Below are 25,003 nucleotides of genomic sequence, written 5' to 3' on the forward strand. Positions count from 1 at the left end.
GTATTTATTAATATCGTCAATACAACCAAATAATGAAACGCGCTTGGATGAATTTTGTTGCGCTTGAAGCCGAAACTACCCCAAAGCTCCAGTTATTCATCCTTCGTATGATCATGCGCATCGTTCAGTACATCCCCCATGTAAATACGGATGGTAGAACCCTGATCTACCCTTGCCCCAGGCTTAGGTGCCTGATTAATCACGTATTTACCACTGCCGGACTTCGCCAGCATAAAATTCATGTTCAGGTCTTCGTACAGATCTTCGACTGTAGCACCTGTCAGATCTGGAACCGTCACGATTTTGGTCTCACCATATTTGTATTCTTTGGCAACCTGTTCCTTCCGAACAGGGACATTCATGTAATGCAGCGCATCTTCAAGGATGTTCTGTACAATCGGGGCGGCAACCACACCTCCGAACTGAATTCCTTTGGGATTATCCACTGCGGTATAGACCACAATCTGAGGGTCATCAGCGGGTGCAAATCCGATAAAGGATACGATATGCTCGGTAGAGGAATAACGTCCGTTGATGACTTTCTGGGCTGTACCTGTTTTGCCACCGACCCGGTATCCATCAATGAACGCTGGACGTCCGGTTCCTTTCGCAACAACACTCTCGAGTGCTTCACGTACTTGCTTGGATGTATTCTCCGAGATCACCTGACGAACCAGCTCCGGCTTGGCTTCTTCCATGACTTCTCCCGTTACTGGATGGACCCACGCTTTCGTAACATATGGCTTGTAAAGTTTACCCCCATTGATGGCCGCTGACACAGCCGCTACTTGCTGAATAGGTGTAACCGATACACCTTGACCAAAAGCAGTCGTTGCAAGCTCGACAGGTCCTACTCTGGACAGTTTGAACAGAATTCCACTGGCTTCTCCACTGAGGTCAATTCCCGTTTTGGTACCAAAGCCAAAGTCTTTAATATAGGAGAAGAGCGATTCTTTTCCAAGTCTCTGCCCCAGTGCCACAAATCCCGGGTTGCATGAGTTCTCCACCACTTGCAGGAAAGTCTGACTTCCGTGACCACCCTTTTTCCAGCAACGCAGACGGGCTCCACCCACCTCAACATATCCGGGATCAAAAAATTGATCCTGTTGCAGATTGACTTTTTTCTCTTCAAGCGCTGCTGCCAAGGTAATGATCTTGAACGTAGAACCCGGTTCGTACGTCATCCAGATCGGTAAATTCCGATTGTATATCTCCGCGGGATATTGTTGATAATCGGCCGGTTCGTATCCCGGTCTGCTCGACATACCCAAAATTTCACCCGTTTTGGGATTCATCGCTATAGCCAGTGCTGAGTTCGCCTGGAACTTCACCATGGCCTGATCGAGTTCCCTCTCCATGATGGACTGAATCGATTTATCAATGGTCAGCTTGAGGTTAAGGCCGTCCTTCGGTTCCACATACTTCTCGGATGAGCCCGGCATTAGCCTTCCGGCCGCATCGGACAAGTAGGACACACTGCCATTCAAACCATTCAGCTTATCATCATATTTCTTCTCGACGCCCGTTAAGCCCTGATTATCAATCCCCGTAAATCCGAGAATATGGGCAGCCAGATCATCATAGGGATAAAAACGTTTATTGTCCTCAGCAACAACGATACCCGGAAGCTTCAAATCACGGATGCGCTGAGCTTTCTCCATCGTAATTTTGCGGCCGCCGGGTTGTAATCGTACAATGAGTTCACGTTTCTTGATGGTTGCCAGCACTTTCTCTTCCGTCATCCCCAGTAATGGGGCGAGCGCTCTGGCTGTCGTTTCAGCTTCCTTGACTTGTGCCGGGATAGCCATAATGGTCGGTGTGGTCACATTATAGGCCAGAGAGGTTCCATTTCGATCCAGGATCTCCCCTCGCTTGGCAGAGTAAGGAATATTACGACGCCAGGATTCTTCTGCTTTTGCTGACAATTCAGGGCCTTGCCCGAGCTGTACATAAGCAAGCCTGATTACCAAGGCCGAAAATAACAAAACTAAAATCACTAAACTCCATAGCAACCTGCGACGCAGATTTACGCTTGATCCCTTCACGAAAAGATCCCCCCACTCGTCCCAAAATCATGATCTCGTTCCATTCATGAATATTCAGGACAACCGGGGGTTAGAACAAGCTGTCAGAGCTCCCTATGGTAGTGAAGCCCCGTTTGTTGCTGGATCATCAGAGGATTCGGATTCATTGGCAGGAGCCTTATTGTTATCCGTTTCGTCTTTTCCGTCGGTTTTACCTTCTGCTCCCGAAGTGTCTTGTTCCTTCCCTTCGGTTTCTGACGACGGATCAGAAGAGATTGGAGCCTCATCTGCTATGCCGGTAACTGCGGCTTTGGCAGTCTGCAAATTCAGCTGTACGGTTCTCTGCTCACCTGCTACCTGCTCAGTTTGCTTCACGACATACCCTTCACCCTTGACCGTAACTCCCACTTTCATGAGAGAAAGTACTTCCAGAGCATCCCGGAGGGATTCACCTGTTAGATCTGGAATCTTCATCTTGCTGCTTTCTTCCGTAAGCAGATAGATGCGTTGGCCTGGATTCATGGATGCCCCAGCAACCGGATACTGCCGAATTACATTATCCCCTTGACCAAGCGTCACATAAGCAATACCCGCGCTTAGAAGCTGGCTTCTGGCCTGTTTGGCTGTCTTACCACTCAGGTCCGGTGCCTTGGCTTGCACGACAGGAACTTCTTTTGACTTTTTGTCAGCGGTTTTGGCTGTATCCTTGGGAACTCCCATATACTGAAGCGTTTGGCTCACAATTTTTTTGAATACCGGGGCAGCTGCAGTTCCTCCCCCAATGTTGGTTCCATCCGGTTGGTCAATGACAACAAGTATAGCAATCTTCGGATTATTCACAGGTGCAAATCCAATAAACGATACAACGTCTTTCGACTTGCTGTATTCCCCGTTAACAACCTTTCTTGCTGTACCTGTCTTACCAGCTACACGGTAACCCTCGATATAAGCGTTACGACCGGTACCAATCGTTTGGTCTGCAACCACTTGTTCCAGATAACCGCTCACCAGTTTGGAAGATTCCTTGGAAATCACCTGACGAACCACTTTAGGTTTGATCACTTCCGTAGTTCCGTCATTCGGGTTCTTAATCTCCCTCACCAGATGTGGCTCCAGTAATTTGCCGCCATTAGCAATTGCCGAAATCGCTGCGACCTGTTGAATTGGTGTTACCTGTACGAGACCGTGACCGTAAGCAGCAGTAGCAATCTCGGATTTGTAAACCAACGGCTTGATCGGTGAAGCTGCCTCACTCGGCAGATCAATACCTGTCTTTTTACCAAAACCGAATTCGTCTATGTAATGACGCAGACGTTCACCACCAAGCATGTTGTAACCCAAGTTAACAAAGGCAATGTTACTTGACCGTTTGACACCTTCGAGATAAGAGATCCAACCATAGGAATGACCGTTATCGCTAATCGGGAATCCACCGATATACATGCGTTTGGATTCAAAACTTGCATTCGGATCGAAGAGTTTTTCTTCCACAGCCCCTGCAAGCGTAACGATTTTGAATGTAGAACCTGGCTCATAGATGGATTGCGTCGCATGATTAATAAAGTTCTTTTGATCAGGCGTACTGCCGTACGTATTAGGATTAAAGGTTGGCCAGTTCGCCATCCCCAGAATCTCCATTGTGCTCGGGTCTGCAGCAATGACCGTCATGCTCAGTGGGTTATACTTGGCAACGGCTTCTTTCATTGCATCCTCAATGTAGAACTGGATCGTATCATCGATCGTCAGCGTGAGGTTTTTCCCGTTCTGAGGTGGCAGATAGTTATCCTGTGAATCCGGAAGTTTGATGCCTTTGGCATCCTTCTGATAATTCAGATACCCGTCTGTACCTGTCAGTGCTTCATCATATGAGACTTCAAGTCCATTGACAGCCTTTCCGTCACGGCTCATATATCCCAAGAGGTGAGAAGCAAGTGTTTCTTCAGGGTAAAAACGCTTGGACTCTTGAGCCATTACGATTGCATTACGCGCCTTATATTCCTCTTGCAATTCTTCACGCAACTCATTGACTTTTGCGGCAAGCTCAGGACTGATCTTATATCCTTCACTGCGTACTTCCCGCTGCTGATAGAAATTTCCATCTTTATTTTTGGCTGTGACAAGAGCGCGCATCTCACTCTCATTTTTCCCTAGAAGGGTAGAGAGTTTCTCCGTGACAACATCCTGAATGCCCAGTTCATCGATCAAGAGGGGATTGACCGAAACCGTATACGCAGGCGCATCGGTAGCCAGAACGTTACCATTTCGATCTGTAATTGTTCCACGTGCAGCCTTAATGGTCTGTTCCCGCTCTACTAAACCGGCCGCCCGTTCCTGCCATACACCGCCATTCACAACTTGAATGAAAAAGATTCGGGTTACGAGTACAAGAAAAAAGAGGGTAATACATCCCCCTATTAGCAACGTGCGCATCTTTATTCTTTTTATCATCGGAACACCTCTTTACTTACTGCTTGTATTCGAGGACGATTCAGCACCTGTTGATTTCGTACTTGTGGAGCGAGGTACAAAAATGACATCCTTACCGGAAGCTTCAACATAACCAAGCTGTTTTGCATTATCGATGACCTGATTGTTCAATGTTTCTTTTTCCACTTGCAGGTCTGCAATCGTCTTCTCATACCCCTTGATATCCGAAATAGTGGACTGTGCCTGCTTGTTCAGATCATAGATATGAGCATAACGAGACATCAGGGCTCCTCCAACAAGGATCACTGCAACCAGGGTAATCAGATACAAAATCTTCTCGCGTGCCGGAAGACCCGTACGACGGGTCACCACTTTGGTGGTTTCTTTGTATCGTTGCTGGGTCACACGTTCCTGGGACGCTTTTTCTTTTACGGCGAGATTACCACGTGTATATGCCATACTCCGATTCTCTCCTCCACTCTTGATCTACAATTTCTCGGCTACGCGCAGCTTGGCTGAACGAGCACGTGAATTTTCAGCCAATTCCGTTTCCGTTGGAATCAGCGGTTTTCTGTTAATTAAACGCAGGGACCCCTTGCCCCCACATACACACAACGGAAAATCGGGTGGACATGTACATTTCTCCAGATAACTGCTTAAAATCTGTTTACATATCCGATCCTCAAGGGAGTGGAAGGTAATAACAGATACACGTCCTCCTGGTGCCAGACAACGAACAGCCTGATGTAGTCCTTCTTCAAACGCACCCAACTCATCGTTGACGGCAATCCGTAATGCCTGGAAGCTGCGTTTGGCAGGATGTCCACCGGTACGGCGAGCTGCCGCCGGAATGCCTTCCTTGATCAGTTCCACTAGTTCACCCGTGGTCTCAATGGTAGACTGAGCTCGTTTTCCGACGATAACACGGGCAATTCTTCTGGAAAACTTCTCTTCACCATAGCGATACAAAATTCGGGCAATCTCTTCTTCTGGCCATTCATTCACAATCTCTTTGGCCGTCAGCATTGCATCCTGGTCCATTCGCATATCGAGCGGAGCATCGTGATTGTAGCTGAATCCACGTTCTCCTTCATCAAATTGCGGAGATGACACACCCAAGTCGTACAAGATACCATCGACCTGTGGTAAGCCATCCTTCATTGGTACATCCAGATCCTTGAGCACCTGTTCCAGATCTCTAAAATTGGTTTTCACCAATGTTACACGTTCTCCATAGGCAGCGAGCTTCTCGCGAGCATTATCCAAAGCCCAATCATCCTGATCAAGTGCGATCAGACGTCCCCCTGGACCGAGCTTGGAAGCAATCACGGAGCTATGTCCGCCACCGCCTAAAGTGCAGTCCACGTATATACCGTCCTGCTTGATGTTTAATCCCTCTGTTGCCTCTTCTTTGAGTACGGTTATGTGGTGAAACAACCTGCACCCCTCCTGACTTTATAAATCAAAATTAAAATCGACCAGCTTTTCGGCAATGTCGTTGAATGCTTCTTCGGATTGATTGAAATAACTCTCCCATATGCCTTTGCTCCAAATCTCCACCCGGTTCGACACGCCAAGAACAACACAATCCTTGTCCAGCTTGGCATACTCTCTTAAATTGCCCGGCAGATTTACCCTGCCCTGTTTGTCCAGTTCACATTCGGTTGCACCCGAGAAAAAAAACCGGGTAAACGCACGTGCATCAGATTTCATCAATGGCAGTGCTTTGAGCTTCTGTTCCATGACCCCCCACTCCTCCATGGGGTACACGAAAAGACACTGGTCCAAACCCCGTGTGACAACGAAAGACGGTCCCAGAGATTCGCGGAATTTAGCCGGAATGATAACCCGACCCTTATCATCAATGCTATGTTGGAACTCCCCCATAAACATTGGCCCACTCACTCCTCACCCGTTTCTCCCACTTTGCCCCACTTTCCACCACCTAAGCATAATAGATTCGCACAAAAAAATCAAAACCCTTCTTGCAATACTTGATTTTTTGATTTTTCAACATAAAAAAAACGTCTTTGATCCTGTCACTCAGGATCAAAGACGTTTCCCGTAAACGGGCAATCGTATGTCTACCCGCACATGAGCCATATCATCAATAAACCATTCTATACCCTTTGAATCATTTCATCAGCTTGTAATTAATGGATAAAGATTAAAATTTCCAGCTATCCAGGTATTTTTCCTGTTCTGCTGACAAGGAGTCAATGCCAATATTCAGGCTTTCAAGTTTATAGCTGGCAACCTGTTGGTCGATATCGTAAGGTACGTTAACCACGTTTTTACCCAAGTTTTCATAATTCTCACTTACATAACGCAGACCAAGCGCTTGAAGAGCAAACGTTGTATCCATGATTTCGGCCGGGTGACCATCTGCTGCACCCAGGTTTACAAGACGACCTTCTGCAAGAAGGTACATTTTACGACCATCTTTGAAGCGATATTCCTCAATGTTACGGCGAACTGTACGAATCGATTCCGAACGTTTAGCTAGTTCAGGTTTATTCACTTCAACATCAAAGTGACCTGCATTGCTCAGGATTGCTCCGTCCTTCATCACATCGTAATGCTCACCTGTAATAACATCCTTATTGCCTGTAACTGCGATAAAGAAATCGCCCAATTTGGCAGCTTCCACCATCGTCATGACCCGGAATCCGTCCATGTGTGCTTCCACCGCTTTGATTGGATCAATCTCAGTTACGATCACATTCGCTCCAAGACCTTTGGCGCGCATCGCTACACCTTTACCACACCAGCCATATCCGGCTACGACTACATTCTTACCTGCTACAACCAGATTGGTTGTACGGATGATACCGTCAAATGCGGATTGACCTGTGCCATAACGATTATCAAACAGATATTTGCAGTATGCGTCATTAACTGCCACCATCGGGAATTTCAATTGGCCTTCTTTCGCCAATGCTTTCAAACGAATAATGCCCGTTGTCGTTTCTTCTGCTCCTCCGCGAATTGTCGCTGCAAGATCAGGACGCTCGGATGCAATAATAGTTGCGAAGTCTCCGCCATCATCAATAATGAGATCAGGTTTCACCTCAAGCGCACGAAGTTGCAGTGATTTGAATTCCGCAGGTTCCGGGTTGTACTTCGCATATACGGTAACGCCATCTTCTACCAATGCAGCGCAGACATCATCTTGTGTAGACAAAGGGTTGCTGTGCGTAATCGTTACTTCTGCGCCGCCGGCTTGGATCACTTTTGCCAAGTAAGCTGTTTTTGCTTCCAGATGAAGACAAATGGCAACCTTCAAACCTTTAAAAGGAAGATCCTGTTCAAACTGGCGACGAATACGGTTCAATACCGGCATGTGCGCCTCTACCCAATCAATTTTCAAATGACCCTCTGAAGCGAGTCCCATATCTTTAACAATACTGTTTTGCAATGCAGGTGTAGTCATTTCACGTCCTCCTCGTTTATGTGTTTCTTCTATTATAAAGGTCTCTACAGTGCAATAACCTTGTGCTCTCCAAGGAATTCGCTTGAAGCCTTAATCAGTTCATCGATCCACTCGGTGCCATAACGATTCAGGTAAAAGAGTGCATTATGTACTCGTTCCTGCGGTTTGCCCGCCGGGAAAAGAGAGTTTTGAATGCCGTCCCAATGCCTTAAACTTACATTATGTTTATCTTCAATGGCTTTGTGAGTCTGCTGCTTGAGATACTGCATTTGCTCGTTAATTTTACTCAAGTTGGTATCTCCAATTCGTTCCAGCCCAGGATGAATCTCCGCAATTTCATCTAACAAAGGACCATACAGATCCAAAAACGCTTCCTGGACCTTGTCAAATTGTTCATCTACCTGGAACGTCTCCTGCTGAGCGAGCCACTGTTCCTTCTTGTCTTCCATATGATATTGAACATCCTGAAAAGAAAGTCCATATTGTTTCATATGTTTGTGATGAATATCTTCCATAATAGTGAAGGACAACCGCGGCAATAAAATAGGCATTTGCAGTCCAAACTGGTGGAATGCTTCGCGAGTCAAACCCCAATATGCAATTTCACCTTGACCCAAAATAACAGCGGCTACAGGCAGAACCGAATCCTGCATTAATGGCCGAGTCAATACGTTATTACTGAAGCGCTCCGGATGCTCTTCCAGTTCCTGAAGCAAACGCTCCTCTGTGAAGGAAACCAGGCCTTTGCGATCACCATACAAGCCATCCTTAAGCATCAAAAGCAAACGTGTGCCTTCATGGATATAGAACAGATTGGCTCCATCCTCAGCCACTTCGGCAGGCATAGCATAACCTGCTTGTTGTACCGACGAAGCTCCTTGTGCATAAGCGTTACGCAACAATTCATTTCGTCGGATTAGCTGTTCAAACACGGGCCGTTCCAATCTGCGCAAGTCCGGATCTGATGCATCCATTAGTATAAGTCCAGTGCTGGCAAACAAAGCGGATATCATGCGGGCAAATGCATCACTCAGATTCGAACTGGATTGATGGATCTCAGTAATGCATTTCATCAATCCTGGTTTGTGTATCGTATCAGGTAACAGACGCTCCACCTGCTCGAGTACACTCATCCACTGTTCCGTATCCACATGAACATTACTCACAGAATCCCTTCCTGCGAATCGTCCCTGCAACTTGACTTTCTTCATGTCTCCCTGGTGATTAGGCAGGTAGGTATGGTTAACCTCATCCCAGTCATGGTCTTCACCAGCGATCCAAAATACTGGAACTACCGGGCGTTGAAGTCTTTCTTCGGCTTCACGGGCAGCTGCCACTACGCTAGCAGCTTTGTATATGACGAACAATGGTCCGGTGAGCAGACCGCTCTGCTGTCCTCCTGTAACCACCAATGCGCCTTGTTCTGCAAGACGTGTGATGGACGCATGAACCTCTCCATGGTCGTTCACCCGTTTATTATATATACGTAAATACTCTGCCAGGTCACGACGATCAATACGTGTGTTTTCCGATTGGTCCAACCACTCGGCACGCGTCTGAAGTCCTGATTCCCAGCGAATGTCATACTCGTAAAGGACACGCGCAGCATCTCTTGAACAGATATAATCTTCTGCAAGTCTTGATCCGCTGCGGAGTGCCTCGGTAATACCGTTCATGAGGTCTGCCTCCTATTCTGCTTCAAAGAGCCTTTCTTGATTGTACCGAATTCAGGGCCGCTTCGTCAAAAGAAAGTCATTAAAATACGAAAAAAACCGCCGAACGAGTCGGCGGCACATAATACATCAATAATAGCATATCACTTTAATATTTCTATTATACGTAAGGCTCTGCAACCCAGTGACCTTTGGAAACCTCAATCAATTGAGCATTTTCCAGGTTGTACGGGTCATTTGCAGGACCGCCAGATCCATTTTGAATCGGGCTCATATGCTCTTCCGGCAGCAAGATGCGACGTTTGTTCGCTTCCACTTCCGGATCAGGCACAGGGATCGCGGAGAGCAATGTTTTGGTATAAGGGTGGACAGGGTTCGCATACAGTTCTTCACTTTCTGCGAGTTCAACCACTTTACCCATGTACATTACAGCTACACGGTCACTGATATGTTTAACCATGGACAAGTCATGCGCAATAAACAGGTATGTCAAGCCGAGACGTTGCTGAAGTTCTTCAAGCAATTTAACGACCTGAGCCTGAATGGATACATCCAGTGCAGACAATGGCTCATCACAGATGATGAATTTAGGGTCTACAGCAAGTGCACGCGCAATCCCGATCCGTTGTCTTTGACCACCAGAGAATTCATGTGGATAACGAAGGGCATGACTTGGATTCAAACCTACCAGATCAAGCAACTCTTCCACTCGTCTCTTACGCTCTTTAGAGCTGGAAGCCAGACCATGAATATCAAGGGACTCTCCGATAATATCCATAACGTTGAAACGCGGGTTAAGGGATGCATATGGATCTTGGAAGATCATCTGCATATCTTTACGCATTTCTTTCATTTTACGCGGGGACAACTTGTAGATATCTGTTCCGTTAAAGTTAACACTTCCGCCCGTTGGCTCATAAAGACGCAAAATGGTACGACCTGTTGTGGATTTACCACAGCCGGACTCACCTACAACGCCAAGTGTTTCTCCTTCAAAGATATCAAAGCTTACGTCATTAACCGCTTTAAGAATGTTACCTTTACCCAGATTAAAGTACTGTTTCAAGTTTTTCACTTGTACCAGAGGCTTGTTGCTGCCTTTGATAATACCAGCCGGAGTTGGTTTTTCCTTTTTGGGCTCGTCCAGACGAGGCAAAGCATTCAGCAATTTAATCGTATATGGATGTTGAGGGTTACTAAAGATTTCAGCAGTTGTTCCTGTTTCAACAACTTCGCCTTCTTTCATAACAACAACACGGTCACACATACCCGCTACTACACCAAGGTCATGCGTAATCAGCATGATCGATGTTCCAAGCTTTTGCTGCATGTCTTTCATTACATCCAGGATTTGAGCCTGGATTGTAACGTCAAGTGCAGTTGTCGGCTCATCCGCAATCAGAAGGGATGGACGACAAGCAAGCGCAATCGCGATCATGGCACGCTGACGCATACCACCAGAGAATTGGTGAGGGTAATGATTCATGCGAACAGCCGCATTTTTGATACCTACAAGTTCCAGCATTTCCAAAGCAGCTTTATCCGCCGCTTGTTTGGACATGTTCTGATGCTTGCGCAATACTTCGGTAATTTGTTTACCAATTTTAATGGTAGGATTCAAAGAAGTCATTGGATCTTGGAAGATCATACCGATATCTTTACCACGAATCGCTTCCATTTGTTTGTCTGTCTTATTCAGCAGGTCTTGCCCGTGAAAAGTAATTTCTCCGCTTTTGACCTTCGAAGGCGGGGAGGGAATCAATTTCATGATGGTTTGGGCGGTAACACTCTTACCACTACCGGATTCACCTACGATCCCCAGCGTCTCTCCTTTGCCAATTTCAAAACTCACATTTTTAACGGCATCAAATTCACCAGAGCGCGTTGAGAATGACACGCTCAAGTCCTTGACTGTTAAAATCGGCTCCATAATCCCACCTCCTATTTCTATTTACGTAATTTCGGATCGAGCGCGTCGCGCAGACCGTCACCGAGCAAGTTAAATGCAAGCATAGTCAGAACCATCAGACCTGCCGGGAACCACATCCGCCAAGGATACAGCGTCCAACCTGTGAGTGCGTCATTGATCATGGATCCCAGGGATGATCTCGGTGCAGATACACCAAGTCCGAGGAAGCTCAGAAACGCCTCTGCAAAGATTGCGTTAGGAATAGACAATGTCAAAGTTACGATAATCGGACCAACTGCATTTGGCAACAAGTGACGGAACAATTGACGTCCTGTACTTGCACCCATGGAGCGAGCCGCGAGAATGAAGTCTCTGTTTTTGAGTTGCATAATCTCACCACGTACAATCCACGACATGCTGATCCAGCCTGTAATGGTGAGGGCAATGATGATGGTTGTCAGACTTGGTTCCAATACAACCAGCAACAAGATAACAACGAGCATGTAAGGCAGGGAATACAGGATTTCGGAGAACTTGTTCATGATACCATCAACACGTCCGCCATAGTAACCCATAATTGCACCATAGATTACACCAATAACAAGGTCAATCAGAGCTGCTGCCAAACCTACTGTAAGGGATACACGGGCACCAACCCATGTTCTTGTCCATACATCACGACCGAGTTCATCCGTACCGAACCAATGCTCGGCACTAGGCGCTGCATTGGCATTCATCAAATCATTTGAATAATAATTATAACTTGTAAACAAAGAAGTTGGACCAATCAAAGAGAAAATCACGACAAGAACCAATACACCCAGACTTATCATAGCAGCCTTATTGGTTGCAAGTCTGTACATGGCATCTTTAAAGAGGGAAACACTTTCTTGCGGTTTAACCGCTGCCTGACTAGTCAGGTTAGTGTTCGCCGTTTCATTCTTTTTATTATTCGTGCCAGACAACGTTATGCCCCCTTCCGGCTTTCCAGCTTAATTCTAGGATCGATCAGCACGTAAGCAATATCTGTCAGGAAACGTGCCAACATGAGGAGAATACCATAGAAAATCGTGATTCCCATAATCATGGTGTAATCCCGGTTTGTGATACTTTCTACGAATACTTTACCAATTCCCCCGATGTTAAAGATCTGTTCAATTACAACGGAACCTGTGATGATATTCGCTGTCATTGGACCAACATAAGTTACTACCGGTAGAATACCGTTTCTTACAACGTGTTTAAACATAATAGCTGGCCACTTCAAACCTTTGGCTTTAGCTGTTTTGATATAATCTGCATGTAAAACTTCAAGCATGCTGGAACGCGTCAAACGTGCGATAAAGGCAATTGGTGATGCAGACAATGCTGCAACTGGGAGTACATAGTCAAGCGGTCCGTCGAAGCCCATAACGTTGAACCATCCCAATTTGAAAGCAAATAGATACTGTAGTAATGATGCGAGCAAGAAGCTCGGAACAGCAATACCTATGACAGCTATGACCATTGTGACATCATCAATCAATTTGCGGTGATAAACAGCTGCCAGAAGACCCAGCAAGACACCAACAATAATGGAGATAATGATCGCAAAGATTCCAAGCTTCAGTGAAGCGGTGAATGTCTCAGCAATCATACTAGATACATCGCGATTCAAATATTTCATTGATACCCCGAAATCTCCTTTGACAATTCCACCCATATACTTCAGGTATTGTTCATACATCGGCTTGTCCAGTCCATACTTGGTTTCCAAGAGTGCACGGATCTCAGGTGATACTTTTTTCTCGGATGTAAAAGGGTCACCAGGAATGGCCTTCATCAGGAAGAAAGTCATCGATGCGAGTATGAAAAGCGATAGCAGCATAAATAGTAGTTTTTTCAAAACGTACTTAACCAACCCTTGCACACCTCCACAAACAATATTTTGTATACAAATCGATTGTAGAATTAGACAGAAATAAAGTCCAATCCATTTATCGGAAATTTCAAGAATTATAAGGAAAATCGGTGCACATACAAAAAAATCGGGATATATATGGAATTCCACATATATATCCCGAAGTAATCATATTAGACTTCAGAACAACTTATTTCTCTTCCAGATATGCACGAGTGAAGTCAATAGCTCCACTGAAATCAAGTTGTACGCCTTTCAGGTAAGGCTTAGTCAAAGATACGTTAGTGTAGTAATAGATTGGCATTACGCCCATTTCATCTTGAATCAGGATTTTCTCAGCGTCAGCAAATGCAGCCATACGTGCAGCTGGATCAGCAGATTTTACAGTGTCTTTAACATCTTTGTCATACTGTTCGTTGCTGAATTTGGAATCATTGTTTGTGTTTCCAGTAGTCCACATTTCCAAGAAGTTGTATGGATCGTTGTAGTCAGCAGACCAGCCTGCACGAGCAACTTGGAAGTTTTGGTTTTGACGGTTCTCAAGGAATACGCCCCACTCTTGGTTTTCCGTTTTCACGTCAACACCAAGGTTTTTCTTCCACATATCAGCAATCGCCAAAGCGATTTTCGCGTGACTATCACTAGTGTTGTAGATCAAAGTAACTGCTGGCAATGTTGTGTAACCTTCTTCTTTCATACCTTCGGCAAGCAATGCTTTAGCTTCTTCAACATTTTCAGTGAAGTAATCGTCTTTGTGCTCATCACGGAATTCGCCGTTTTCACCACGGATACCTGGAGGTACAAAGCCGTAAGCTGGAATTTGTCCACCTTGTGTTACTTTGTCAACGATTGGTTGACGCTCAATTGACATTGCAAAAGCCTTACGGATTTTAGCGTTGTTAAATGGAGCTTCATTTACGTTGAACTGGTAGTAGTAAGTACTTGCAATACCAGTAGCTTTGAACTCGTCCGGCAATTCCGCTTTTACAGAAGGAATTTGGTCGGATGGAATTTCACCGTTAGGTGCACCAGTGTAGTCCAATTGTCCTGATTTGTAAGCTTGCAGTTCGGAAGCACTGCTGTTAGTCAGGGACATATCGATTTGAGTCAATTTAATGTCAGAAGCTGCATGGTAACCATCGTTTTTCTTCACAACAATTTTTTGACCTTTAGCGTATGAATCCATTACAAATGGTCCGTTAACGATCATGTTTTTGTAGTCTGTGAAGAATTTGTCATTGGTGTCAGCAGACGGGTGTACTGGGTAGTACGTGTAGAATGCTGTCAGACCCAAGAAGTAAGGTGTTGGGTTTTCCAACGTTACTTCCAAAGTGTGCTCATCAGTAGCTTTAACACCTACTTGAGAGAAATCTGTGATTTTAGTACCAGTGTATGTTTCGTCTTTGCTGAGGTTGTAACCTTCAGCGCCTTTGATGTAGTACAATTGGTATGCATATGGAGAAGCTGTTTCCGGTTTCAAAGCACGTTCCCAAGAACGAACAAAGTCTTCGGAAGTGATTGCATCACCGTTGCTCCATTTAGCTTCCGGGTTCAGGTTGAAAACATATTTCAAACCATCTTCGGAGATTGTCCAGTCTGTAGCTACGCCTGGTTGTTCTTTACCATCAGCATCGATGCGTACAAGACCTTCATACAAGAATTTCAGAACTGTGTTGGTTTGGCTGTCTTTTGCTTGAGCCGGGTCCAACGTAGGAGGTTCAGCTGACAGGTTGATTTTCAGGATTTGATCTTTAGCAAGACCATTTCCTTCGTTTGCAGAACCAGTATCGGTGTTACCTGTGCCTTCGTTTTTCGATCCGCACGCTGCAAGTACGGTACCGAACGCCAAAATCAGCGTCAAAAGGACTAATAGACTTTTCCTTTTCATCTAACACGTTCCCCCTAAATTGATATGGTTTATATGTTTATAGATTATACAACCACCGGTCAAAAAAATCTACATTACTTTTTCAGAAAGTAATGTTTTTTTCAGTTTTCGACAAAATCGACACATTTTTTAGCCCTTTTGCGTTATGTATCCTCACATCTGTTGCATGAAGTATCTAAATAATCCAAATAAAGTAAACAAAACATACCCGAAACTCATGATTACGAAAGCCATGCGCCATACGGCCCGGAACATTCTACCCCTATCGACCTTCCCTTTTAGTCGATTTTGCGCACCCCCAATGAATCCAAGTGCTACTAGTATGAGTATTAATGTCAGATAAAAACCAAAATTCGAGTCAAATGTTAAGTTGAATAACGCTGAAACTGAAAATACGAGAAAAAAAGTGGTTACATCCATTGCCATTCGCAATGCTGAGCGTTTGTCTTTTTTCCAAATGTACATTCCCCAATACACAAGAAAGAACGGAAAAAAAGGTAGTATGCTCAATACAATAAAAAGTGCCATTAACTCACTCCTTCCGGTTGCATTCCTTCAATCAGATGAAGCAGTATTTCATGTGTAGGTGCAGCAAGGCCTGACTTTTGTGCCATCCTTACAATATGTCCGTTGATTGATCCGACTTCTGTGCCACGTCCTTGAAGAACATCTGCAAGCATGGAGGAAGTATTCGTGGCTGTGGAACGACAGACATCGATCAGTTGCTCCCACATATCCTGATCTAGCCTTATTCCACTGGTTGAGTAGATTACCAATGTTTCATCATATAACTGGCGCATAAGCTTCTTGCGATCTTCCTTGGTGATCAATTCACCATTGGGAATTCGCCATAATGCCGTAAGCGGGTTAATGACCGCGTTGATCAACAGTTTTCTGTATATCAGCTTATCGATTTCATTCGACACTGTACAGTCAAATCCTGCCTTCTGCAGGAGTTTCGATAGAGTAAATGTTCTCTTCACCTCTATTGAGGTAGGAGCTTCTATATGTATATTACGTTTTCCCAGTCTGGTTTCACCTGTACCCGCACGAGTGACCTCACACTGGGCCCGCTTCGCACCCTCTGTTGTAATCGCGCTACATAGAAGTGATTGCGGCAAAGCAGCTTGTAATTTTTCCAGATGGCCCATCCCATTTTGAAAACACGCGATGTTCAGTACATGATCCTTCAACGGACTAATCTCATGAATGAAATCGTCAATGCTTGTCTGCTTAACCATGAGCAGCAACCATTCTCCAGGAGCGTGCTCCCATGTGTCCGACAGCTCGTTGATCGGTTTTGCCTGTATATGATCCGGAAGAATATGTATCTTCCCTTCTCGCTCCACGATCGTTACTCCATCACGGCTTAGTAGCTCTGCATGAGCGGGTGTTCTGGTCCAAAATCGAACCTGGTTACCTGCCGCCAGCAGTTTTCCGCCATATAATAAACCCAGTGACCCTGCTCCTACAATGTCAATAATCATATGATGCACTCCTCTCCGCTTCAGTAGTTACTCTTCTCTTATCTATAATAGAACAAAAACACCAAACTAAAAACCCGTCATACCTGCCGTTATGTAACGGAGGTGTGGCGGGTTTATATCTGACTTTCGCAAATCAAAGGCCTGTTCTTGCTATTCAATTCGTTCCAGGTTCCCGTTGGCATCCATCTTGAAACGTGTTTTGAGTTCCTCTTCTTCTTCAGACAAAAATGCGAGTCTGCGAGCCCGATCCATAATCTGAATCAAAGCTTTGTAATCGTCATTTACCACACGGTAATCCGTCTGCACCTCATTCACTTCTTTGGAAAGACGGTCATTCTCGCAGCGCAGTTCCAGCAATTCATCTTCTTTCTCCCGAAGCTCCTTCTCGAGCATCTTGAGCTGACGACTGCTCTCCTGCACTGTTCCTTTCCATTGTCGCAGGAAGCGGATTACTGCATCCATTGATAATGAATCGTCCGAGATCCCATCTGATTTGTACAGATGTTCTTCGGTATCCAGTGTAGACAGAGCTGCAACCTGCGGTCCCAGCATAGCCGGCTGCTTTCTGAGATAACTGCGTTTTTGCCGTTGTGCCTTGGCGTTACTGATGGCAGACTCATACTTTTTACGTACACAGCTGTTCCAGCGAAAACCGCATGCGGCAGAAGTTCTGCCTATTTTTTCGCCTACCTCTTCAAAAGCGGCCAGTTGTGTACTACCTTCCCGAATATGACGCAAAGTAACCTCAGCCAATATCAAATCGTCCTCTGTACTCCAAGCATCCTGTCTCACTGCAGTCATGCTATAATACCCTCCTAACAACATCCTAAAATAACCGTCCGCATTACCGGAAGCCCGGTATGTGAATTAGGTATAAAAGCTGCTTCATTCATTCTTATGCCTCTCATAGAGTTCATAGAATTGATTTCATACTAAAATGTATTTCCACATTTAGCCTTGCTCATACGTAACATATGTAAAACTACTCCCTCTTTACTTGCTACAAGGCAAAAAAAGAATTCGCTTTCATATCCAATTTTGTTTACACGTTTTTCCTTTCCCGGTATAATGTTGTGTAGACAATCTATGATCGCACTTAGGAGAGGAGGATTTACCGTGGCACGCATGTTTCGGGTACTCGGGTTCTTCACGCTTGCGATTGGCCTGATGGCTTTTGCGGGAGATCTGGTCGAAATGGCTTTGCTTTTTTTCCTGCAGACTGCGTTTTTTGTCATTTTGGGATACTTGAAATTCACTGAAAGAACGTACATATTGCTCTTCTGGGGTTATATGATCGTGACATTCTCGGGGTTCAGCTACTGGACCGTATTCCAAATGGGGTTGCCGCTCTAATCCACCTGCAGCATCAAAGTGATCCGGCATCAGTCGGGTTGCTTTTTTGTTGTGTTCAGATTAAATGATTGTTCGTGGTGTTATGTAACCACTAAGGATATTTCACGTATTTGTTTCATATATTGTCTGGAAGACAACAGGCCTGTACTATTGTCATTTAAGAAGTGGAAAGGAGAATGATCGGTGAAACGTCAATACGGCATTACCGCCTTTATATTATGCATCATTGTATTCCTACAGCTACCATCAACCTATGCCTATGGAGAGTCTTCACCCGAGGATACACGTGAAATCTTGCAAAAAAGTCTATCCATCGTTGAAATCGATCATGAAATCGAACGCATCGCAGAAAGGCAGAAACAGCTGGCTCAACAATACGAGACATTAATCGTCCAGCTTCAGGAACAAGAACAGCAGATACATATTCAGCAAGATCGGGCCGGCGCTGTAGTTAGATCCTACTACACGGGAGAACGCGACAGTCTTCTCATGACGGTTCTGGGGGCCAGGTCATTCAAAGACCTGTTTGTACTGTATGATTATTACCAGATTATCATAGGACGGGATCAGGCTGTGCTGGACAAGTATCAAGACCGTTATCACGACCTACAACAGACTTCCACTCAGATTCGTCAGACTACAGCAGAATTATCTGAAATGAAGACTAATCTTCAAAACCAGCGAGAACGTGTTGTCGCCTTGCAAAAAGAAGTGGACGACCAAATAGCCACCAGCGGAGATGCGGCAGCGATTCAAAAACTGATGGATGAACTGACTCTCTATTGGGAGAACATCGGCATCTATGAGGTGAAACGATATTTTAAAGCTTTGGCATCTGCGATGCAGAACCTTCCAGACTTTATTCAAGAGCAAAACGGAGGCATATCTACAACCGGAACAACGTATACAATTCGAATTGGCCAGGATGAGCTTAATGCGTTTCTTCGTTCTCAGAATTCCATCTTTGAAGACTTTGCCTTTAAGTTCAATCAGGATAAGATTACAGCTTCCGGTCAGCGGGATCAGTTGCAATTAAGCATTGAAGGACATTATACGGTAGAAAATGAACCTCAAAATTCCATTCGTTTTCATGTGGACAAACTTGTATTCAATCAGCTTGAATTACCAGACACCACTCGCCGAATGCTGGAAAGAGAGTTTGACCTTGGCTTCTATCCGCAGAAAATTCTGTCCTTCGTCAAAGCCACCGATGTTTCAACAAGTGAAGGTGTACTGGAAGTAAAACTGGCTATATCTTTTTAAAGAGGTTGTTCAAAAAGTCCACTTTTGATTACGAAGGATGCCTTGTGGCATCATCAGCGTCGAATATGAAATTCAGCCGAAATAAGCGCGGGCTTACGAAGTATGTTTCCTTCGCAAACATTGTGGTTGCTCACGTAGTTTTTCCTACGCTCCGCTACTCCATTTCTAGCTTCATTCCATCTTCTCGGTACTGAAAACCAGACTTTTTGAACATGAACTTAAAGTTAATTTGTCGCTCTAATACTATCTACGTATTGATTGGCCGTGATTTCTCCCTTTAAGAATTGCTGCACTTTTTTATGAAAATGGGTTATCACAGCGTGCCTTTCGGCCGTTACAGCGGGGACATCTTCGGTTGAAAACCAGGATTGTCCCTTTGTCATGTCATAATGCCCAGCGAGCTTTTCAGACTCCAAATCTAATTCCTGTTGCTTCGCAGGCAACCGATTAGTCTGGTGGTACCATTTCAACTGTGTCGTAGCAGACGTCATGCCTTCAATCCATCTGCTTGCTTCCTCTGCTTCAATCGAACCTGCAGTAATGACAAGACTTCTGGACTTCACAGTTTCCAAAGTTTCGAAAGAAATCCGCTCTAAAGAATCTTGATCAACTGTACTCACTTGCTCTGCACTTAATAATTGCGATAACAATGATACAACCATGGGGGTTCCGTTCTGGTCAGCAGTTGGAGAGAACTCCGGATTGGTAGACTGGACCTTAATATGGGGCTGAAGCTGGTCCATTAACTGAATTCCCTGCTCAAGATCACCCGTTTGCGAAGAAATTTGCGATCGTTTAACTAGATCAGGTGCCATCCCCGGTTCAAAATGATTCAACCACGCACTCGTCCCGTACATATCATTCATGTTCATTCCAATTAACGGCATTCCTTCCGCTATGGATTGTTGAGTGAGTTTGGTCCACTGATCTTTACTGTGAGGTAACGTCTCCAGACCGGCTTTTTTCAGAAATGAAGATTGTGCCGCTAGAATATAAGGGTCAAAATCAAAAGGCATCCCCCATTGATAACCATTCCACTCCGTCATCCCACGCAGCTCGGCAACGGTTTCCCCAAGCGACTTTGATAATGTTGTGCCGTTCAATGGATACAAATGCCCTTTTTTGGCATAGTATTGCACTTCCTCACTATCAAGCAGAACCACATCCCCGTTCTCTCCTAGTGAAAACTCAAGATCCAAAACATGCTTATATGTATCCGGCTTCTCATTCCGAAGATTAATCTCTACTAACTGTGAAGCAGCAACTTCTTTGGCTATCTTTTGAAAGGCTTGAAACTCTTCATCCGACATAGCGACCACTATCTCCAGCGGGGCTTGAGCATCTTCATTACGCGAAGAAGAACCCGGGAAGGCATCCTTTTCCTGGTCACGTTCCTGATTGAGCTGTGAACCTCTGAAGTCAAAACTCGGAGACAGGATCGTTAACGAAAGCAGCAATACCGCGAACAAAACAACCTGATGTCTACGCTTCATTAACGTCCCTCCTTGTTCACCTAGTTTTTTCCTGCAGCAATTATTGTAACAAATAAGTAGTGCTCTTGTCCTACCCTGCCGAAAAACACTTTTTCGGATTTTTGCATAATAAGAGCATATCGAGTTCTGTGCAATAACGCTTACTTATTTTTTCAGCAAAAAGCCGGCTCCAAGAGCCGGCTTCAATAACAACATTTTCCGGGAAATAAATCCCCTGAATTTTACAATAAATCAGCTGCAAGCTGTGCCAGCTTGGAGCGTTCTCCTTTTTCGAGCATGATGTGTCCGCTAATCCCCTCTTGCTTGAAGCGTTCCACGATATACGTCAGGCCGTTACTGGCCGAATCGAGATACGGATGGTCTATTTGTTCAGGGTCTCCCATCAAAATAATTTTACTGCCTTCACCGACCCTTGATACAATTGTCTTCACTTCATGACGGGACAGGTTCTGGGCTTCATCAATAATGATAAACTGTCCGGGTATGGATCTTCCACGAATATACGTTAAAGCCTCCACCTGAATACTGCCAAGCCCCATTAGAATTTTATCGATATCTCCGGCTTTTTTGGTATCAAACAGGAATTCCAGATTATCATAAATCGGTTGCATCCATGGACGGAGCTTTTCTTCCTTCTCACCAGGCAAGTAACCGATATCTTTCCCCATCGGAACGACAGGACGAGCGATCAACAATTTCTTGTATTTATGATCATCCTCTACCTTAAGCAAACCTGCTGCAAGTGCCAGTAAGGTTTTCCCTGTTCCAGCTTTACCGGTGATGGTAACAAGCGGGATGTCATCATTTAAAAGTAGTTCCAATGCCATGCGTTGTTGCGCGTTACGCGCACTAATGCCCCAGACATTATCATTACTGAGGAAAAGCGGCTCCAGCTTCGTTCCCTCTGTATTCACTTTAAGCAAAGCCGATTTATTGGTTCCCATCTCATCCTTGAGAATGACGAATTCATTCGGATACAGCGAATAAGACAACTGTAAAGGTTTGATCGGTAGAAAACGATATGTGTAAAACTCATCAATCACTGACGGGTGAACTTTTAGGGCCGTATAACCTGGATATAACTCACTGAGTCCTGCCGTCCGATCTGATAAGTAATCCTGTGTAAACAGACCAAGTACATCCGCTTTGATACGCACCAGCACATCTTTACTGACCAGCACCACCTGACGTTCGACTACTTCCTTTTCATTCTCTTCAATCTGATAATTCAGTGCGACAGCCAAAATACGATTATCGTTGGACACTTCACCAAACATTTCCTGAACTTTCACGAAACTCCGATGATTCAGTTCTACTTTCAGATTACCTCCATTAGCCAAAGGCACCCCACTGTGCAGGTGACCCAGTTCACGTAATCCATCCAACAGTCTGGATACATTGCGGGCATTACGCCCAATTTCATCGGCATTTCTTTTTTTGGAGTCGATCTCCTCCAGTACAACCGCGGGAATGATTACCTCATGTTCCTCAAAGGCAAATATGGCATTGGGGTCATGCAGAAGCACGTTGGTATCCAATACAAAAATCTTTTTCATTCAATCCCCTCCAAAGCGGCGTCGTTAAAGGCATGGGCTAGAACGTGAACTCGGGAATGCCGGATTAAAAAATGATAATTCGCTGCATAGATAGTCCTTTTTTTCTCATTCCCGAGTTCATCTTGAATAGTGTGATCTTTCAGCAGCGGCATGGACAATCATGATCCCATACATAAATGTATTCGACTAGGGCAAAATAATTGTCAACCATTCTGAAAAACTCCAAGAAAGGATGAACATTTATGAAAATATGGGTATGCACGCTGCTTCTGATCTTTATACTTACAGGTTGCAACAGTTCCACACGCAACGCTTCGCCGAATCAGGGTACACATGCGAAAGGTTACGGAGGAAATGTAACAACTCAGCAAGATCAAAGGAAAGGATCTCACATGCTCAATGCACAGGAAGATCGGATGAACCCTTCACGTCTGGACCGTCTCAATGAAAATACGGGTGAAGTCCATGATACCAACATTGCAGATGATGCAGAAAGTGGCCGGATGCCAAATGAAAAACGGATTAATCACCTTAAAGCCCTTGCCAAGCAAGTAGAAGGTGTTGAAGATGCGAACTGCGTCATACTCGGTAATACAGCTGTAGTTGGCATTGATGTAGATGGTGAACTGGAACGTGCTCGGGTAGGTACCATTAAGTACTCTGTTGCCGAAGCGCTTCGCAAAGACCCCGAAGGTGTAGATTCCATCGTTACTGCAGATGCCGATGTCACTGAACGAATTAAAGAAATTGGTGAACATATTCGTCAAGGACATCCGATATCCGGTTTTGCTTCAGAACTCGCTGACATGGTGGGACGCATCATTCCCCAACTACCGAAGGACGTCAAAGTCCGTCAAAATCCGGATGAACCTGAGAATCAAGAACAACAAATGCAGCAGCTGCATTCATCGGACAAAAGACAACAAAAAGCCCAGTGATCTCTCACTAGGCTTTTTTCATGGCAGCAAAAACCTGCTCATCTAATTTCTCAGCAGCACGCTGATCATATATTTTGACATATTGAGGCACAGAAGACAGTTGAGCGCCGTAAAACAGAGCATTCCTCACCGCTTCAATCGTAATGTCGAAACAGCACATATTAAATGGAACATCCTGCAGCGGATCTTGTCGTACCGCGGCACGTCCGTTCACTGCGTAAACCGTCTCTTCTCCAAAAACAGTAACCGTAATGAGCGGATTCGTAATCATGTTGTTTACTAAGCGTGAACGATGATCAATCGCTACACGAAAAGTAGAAGCATTCTCCGCATAAATCCAGGAGATGGCTGTTGAAGTCGGACCTCCGGATTCTGCATCCACTGTGCTCAGAAGCACAAAGGTCTCATTCTTGAATTGCTGTAAAAGAGATTCAGTTAATTGTGTGACGGCTTCGGACATTCAACCAGCCCCCTAACCTTCTTTATGCAATTCTTAAACTTGGTTTATGTTATTATAGCATACCAATTAACGTGCTTCCAATCCCAAAAGAATGGAGGTTATTCGGCTGAAGGTGAAGTTGTTACTTTACCTGAAAGTGTATCTTGCAAAGCCTGCTTCGCATTGGCGAGTTCCGTCTCATTAATATACACATATGGACTTCTCCACTCTCCGGTAACCGGAGTATAATGTACATCCGAGGTAGAAATGTTCCAATACGTCGAGATAAAGTTTTTCATTTGTTCCGATTCCACATCTGTCGTCATGTTATCGTCAACTGCACCAATCACTTTGCTAATCTTCGTAATGCCCCCAAGAGATTTCATCTGATCCAGCATGGAGTTCAACACTTGGTTTTGGCGTTTATTACGATCAAAGTCGTTGGATTCAGCAGTCTTTGGATTACAATTGGATTTGCGGTAACGAACAAAATCCAGTGCCGCTTTACCATCGAGATGTTGTGGGCCAGCGACCAGATTGATATCCGTACCGTCGGCTGTATCTCTGTAACACATATTTTTATCCACAGTCACATCCACGCCACCTACGGCATTGACAGCATCACGGAATGCCTGGAAATTCAGGACGGTTGTATAATTAATGTCTACATCCAAATACTTGCCCATCATTTCTTTCATCTGATCCTCTGCATTTTTGCCAGAGGTCTTTTCCTGTGCTTTGAACCTTGGATAATAGGAGTTTAGCTTGTTGGATTTGTAGCCATCCAATTGAATACGCGTGTCTCGGGGCAATGATACAATGGTTGCCGTCTTGGTCTCCGGATTCAACGAAGCTACCATAACGACATCCGAGAGATATGTGCCCGTTTCCGGACGGTTATCTGTTCCAAGCAACAGCATCGTGATCGGTTTGGTTGTGGCTGACATCCCCGGAGGTACCGGTTTGTCGATGCCTGTATCCACGACTTGATTGTATACCCAATATGCATATCCGCCGCCTACCACAATAGCAATAACCAATAGACTTAAGAAGATTCTGCCAAAAGCATTCATTCTCTTTTTCTTCTTAGGCTTCTTACCCTTGCCATTCTTCGATCCAGAAGCGCCGGATTGCGTCGGTGCCTGTCTCCGTGGAGGCAGTCCGTTCGAATTCGAGTTCATATCTTCAACACCTTTATCACATCTGTTTTTGTCTAAATA

General features: G+C 44.9%; 21 protein-coding genes. 3 read left to right on the forward strand and 18 right to left on the reverse strand.

The window, feature by feature from the left end; all coding sequences use genetic code 11:
- Positions 1–92: 92 nt before the first annotated feature.
- The 14 genes from NYE45_RS20615 to NYE45_RS20680 all read right to left on the reverse strand — a co-directional run bounded on the left by NYE45_RS20615 (position 93) and on the right by NYE45_RS20680 (position 17,542).
- Positions 93–2,045 carry a stage V sporulation protein D gene (locus NYE45_RS20615; RefSeq protein WP_340013796.1) on the reverse strand — a complete coding sequence of 651 codons (1,953 nt, stop codon included), beginning with the start codon at positions 2,043–2,045 and terminating at the stop codon, positions 93–95.
- A 93-nt stretch (positions 2,046–2,138) separates the two neighbouring features.
- Positions 2,139–4,472, reverse strand: a complete 2,334-nt coding sequence (locus NYE45_RS20620; protein WP_339166560.1) for a penicillin-binding transpeptidase domain-containing protein — start codon at positions 4,470–4,472, stop codon at positions 2,139–2,141.
- Between the two features lie 12 nt (positions 4,473–4,484).
- Positions 4,485–4,910: a hypothetical protein gene (locus NYE45_RS20625; protein ID WP_076332335.1), complete on the reverse strand. Its 426-nt coding sequence runs from the start codon at positions 4,908–4,910 to the stop codon at positions 4,485–4,487.
- Positions 4,911–4,937: 27 nt separating this feature from the next.
- Positions 4,938–5,888, reverse strand: coding sequence for a 16S rRNA (cytosine(1402)-N(4))-methyltransferase RsmH (rsmH, locus tag NYE45_RS20630; RefSeq protein WP_340013797.1), 951 nt, complete (start codon positions 5,886–5,888; stop codon positions 4,938–4,940).
- A gap of 18 nt (positions 5,889–5,906) precedes the next feature.
- A complete protein-coding gene (gene mraZ, locus NYE45_RS20635) occupies positions 5,907–6,344 on the reverse strand; it encodes a division/cell wall cluster transcriptional repressor MraZ (RefSeq protein ID WP_017687291.1) in 438 nt (145 codons plus the stop codon).
- 274 nt (positions 6,345–6,618) lie between these two features.
- Positions 6,619–7,884 (reverse strand): adenosylhomocysteinase, encoded by a 1,266-nt coding sequence (locus NYE45_RS20640; RefSeq protein WP_062835463.1) that lies wholly within the window; start codon positions 7,882–7,884, stop codon positions 6,619–6,621.
- Between the two features lie 44 nt (positions 7,885–7,928).
- On the reverse strand, positions 7,929–9,560 hold the full coding sequence (gene bshC / locus NYE45_RS20645; protein ID WP_340013798.1) for a bacillithiol biosynthesis cysteine-adding enzyme BshC: 1,632 nt from the start codon (positions 9,558–9,560) through the stop codon (positions 7,929–7,931).
- Between the two features lie 157 nt (positions 9,561–9,717).
- Positions 9,718–11,487, reverse strand: a complete 1,770-nt coding sequence (locus NYE45_RS20650; RefSeq protein WP_340013799.1) for an ABC transporter ATP-binding protein — start codon at positions 11,485–11,487, stop codon at positions 9,718–9,720.
- A 17-nt stretch (positions 11,488–11,504) separates the two neighbouring features.
- Complete coding sequence (locus tag NYE45_RS20655) at positions 11,505–12,431, reverse strand: ABC transporter permease (RefSeq protein ID WP_340013800.1); 927 nt, start codon at positions 12,429–12,431, stop codon at positions 11,505–11,507.
- A gap of 2 nt (positions 12,432–12,433) precedes the next feature.
- Positions 12,434–13,366 carry an ABC transporter permease gene (locus tag NYE45_RS20660; protein WP_062835467.1) on the reverse strand — a complete coding sequence of 311 codons (933 nt, stop codon included), beginning with the start codon at positions 13,364–13,366 and terminating at the stop codon, positions 12,434–12,436.
- Between the two features lie 190 nt (positions 13,367–13,556).
- A complete protein-coding gene (locus NYE45_RS20665) occupies positions 13,557–15,254 on the reverse strand; it encodes a peptide ABC transporter substrate-binding protein (protein WP_340013801.1) in 1,698 nt (565 codons plus the stop codon).
- Between the two features lie 153 nt (positions 15,255–15,407).
- Positions 15,408–15,782 carry a DUF3397 domain-containing protein gene (locus NYE45_RS20670; RefSeq protein WP_062835469.1) on the reverse strand — a complete coding sequence of 125 codons (375 nt, stop codon included), beginning with the start codon at positions 15,780–15,782 and terminating at the stop codon, positions 15,408–15,410.
- Positions 15,782–16,741 carry a 2-dehydropantoate 2-reductase gene (locus NYE45_RS20675; protein ID WP_340013802.1) on the reverse strand — a complete coding sequence of 320 codons (960 nt, stop codon included), beginning with the start codon at positions 16,739–16,741 and terminating at the stop codon, positions 15,782–15,784. The genes NYE45_RS20670 and NYE45_RS20675 overlap by 1 nt, the downstream gene beginning before the upstream one ends.
- Before the next feature lie 150 nt (positions 16,742–16,891).
- Positions 16,892–17,542: an RsfA family transcriptional regulator gene (locus NYE45_RS20680; protein ID WP_017687282.1), complete on the reverse strand. Its 651-nt coding sequence runs from the start codon at positions 17,540–17,542 to the stop codon at positions 16,892–16,894.
- Between the two features lie 315 nt (positions 17,543–17,857).
- Between NYE45_RS20680 and NYE45_RS20685 the strand changes: the two genes are divergently transcribed.
- Both NYE45_RS20685 and NYE45_RS20690 read left to right on the forward strand, forming a co-directional pair.
- Positions 17,858–18,094, forward strand: a complete 237-nt coding sequence (locus tag NYE45_RS20685) for a DUF2626 domain-containing protein (protein WP_169481632.1) — start codon at positions 17,858–17,860, stop codon at positions 18,092–18,094.
- 183 nt (positions 18,095–18,277) lie between these two features.
- Entirely contained in the window at positions 18,278–19,357 is a 1,080-nt protein-coding gene (locus tag NYE45_RS20690) for a hypothetical protein (RefSeq protein WP_340013803.1), read from the forward strand.
- A 224-nt stretch (positions 19,358–19,581) separates the two neighbouring features.
- Here the strand turns inward: NYE45_RS20690 and NYE45_RS20695 are convergent, their stop codons facing one another.
- Positions 19,582–20,850, reverse strand: a complete 1,269-nt coding sequence (locus NYE45_RS20695) for an extracellular solute-binding protein (RefSeq protein WP_340013804.1) — start codon at positions 20,848–20,850, stop codon at positions 19,582–19,584.
- Positions 20,851–21,071: 221 nt separating this feature from the next.
- Positions 21,072–22,406 carry a PhoH family protein gene (locus NYE45_RS20700; RefSeq protein ID WP_024628438.1) on the reverse strand — a complete coding sequence of 445 codons (1,335 nt, stop codon included), beginning with the start codon at positions 22,404–22,406 and terminating at the stop codon, positions 21,072–21,074.
- Positions 22,407–22,648: 242 nt separating this feature from the next.
- On the opposite strand from NYE45_RS20700, the gene NYE45_RS20705 reads away from it, so the two are divergent.
- Positions 22,649–23,344: a YhcN/YlaJ family sporulation lipoprotein gene (locus NYE45_RS20705; RefSeq protein ID WP_340013805.1), complete on the forward strand. Its 696-nt coding sequence runs from the start codon at positions 22,649–22,651 to the stop codon at positions 23,342–23,344.
- Between the two features lie 7 nt (positions 23,345–23,351).
- Here the strand turns inward: NYE45_RS20705 and NYE45_RS20710 are convergent, their stop codons facing one another.
- Both NYE45_RS20710 and NYE45_RS20715 read right to left on the reverse strand, forming a co-directional pair.
- Positions 23,352–23,804, reverse strand: a complete 453-nt coding sequence (locus NYE45_RS20710) for a pyridoxamine 5'-phosphate oxidase family protein (protein WP_340013806.1) — start codon at positions 23,802–23,804, stop codon at positions 23,352–23,354.
- Positions 23,805–23,902: 98 nt separating this feature from the next.
- The gene (locus NYE45_RS20715) at positions 23,903–24,964 is read right to left on the reverse strand and encodes an LCP family protein (RefSeq protein ID WP_340013807.1); all 1,062 of its coding nucleotides are present in this window, start codon (positions 24,962–24,964) and stop codon (positions 23,903–23,905) included.
- Positions 24,965–25,003 lie beyond the last annotated feature (39 nt).

Origin of the sequence: Paenibacillus sp. FSL K6-1318, from assembly GCF_037976905.1 — a bacterium.
Lineage (GTDB): Bacteria > Bacillota > Bacilli > Paenibacillales > Paenibacillaceae > Paenibacillus > Paenibacillus amylolyticus_A.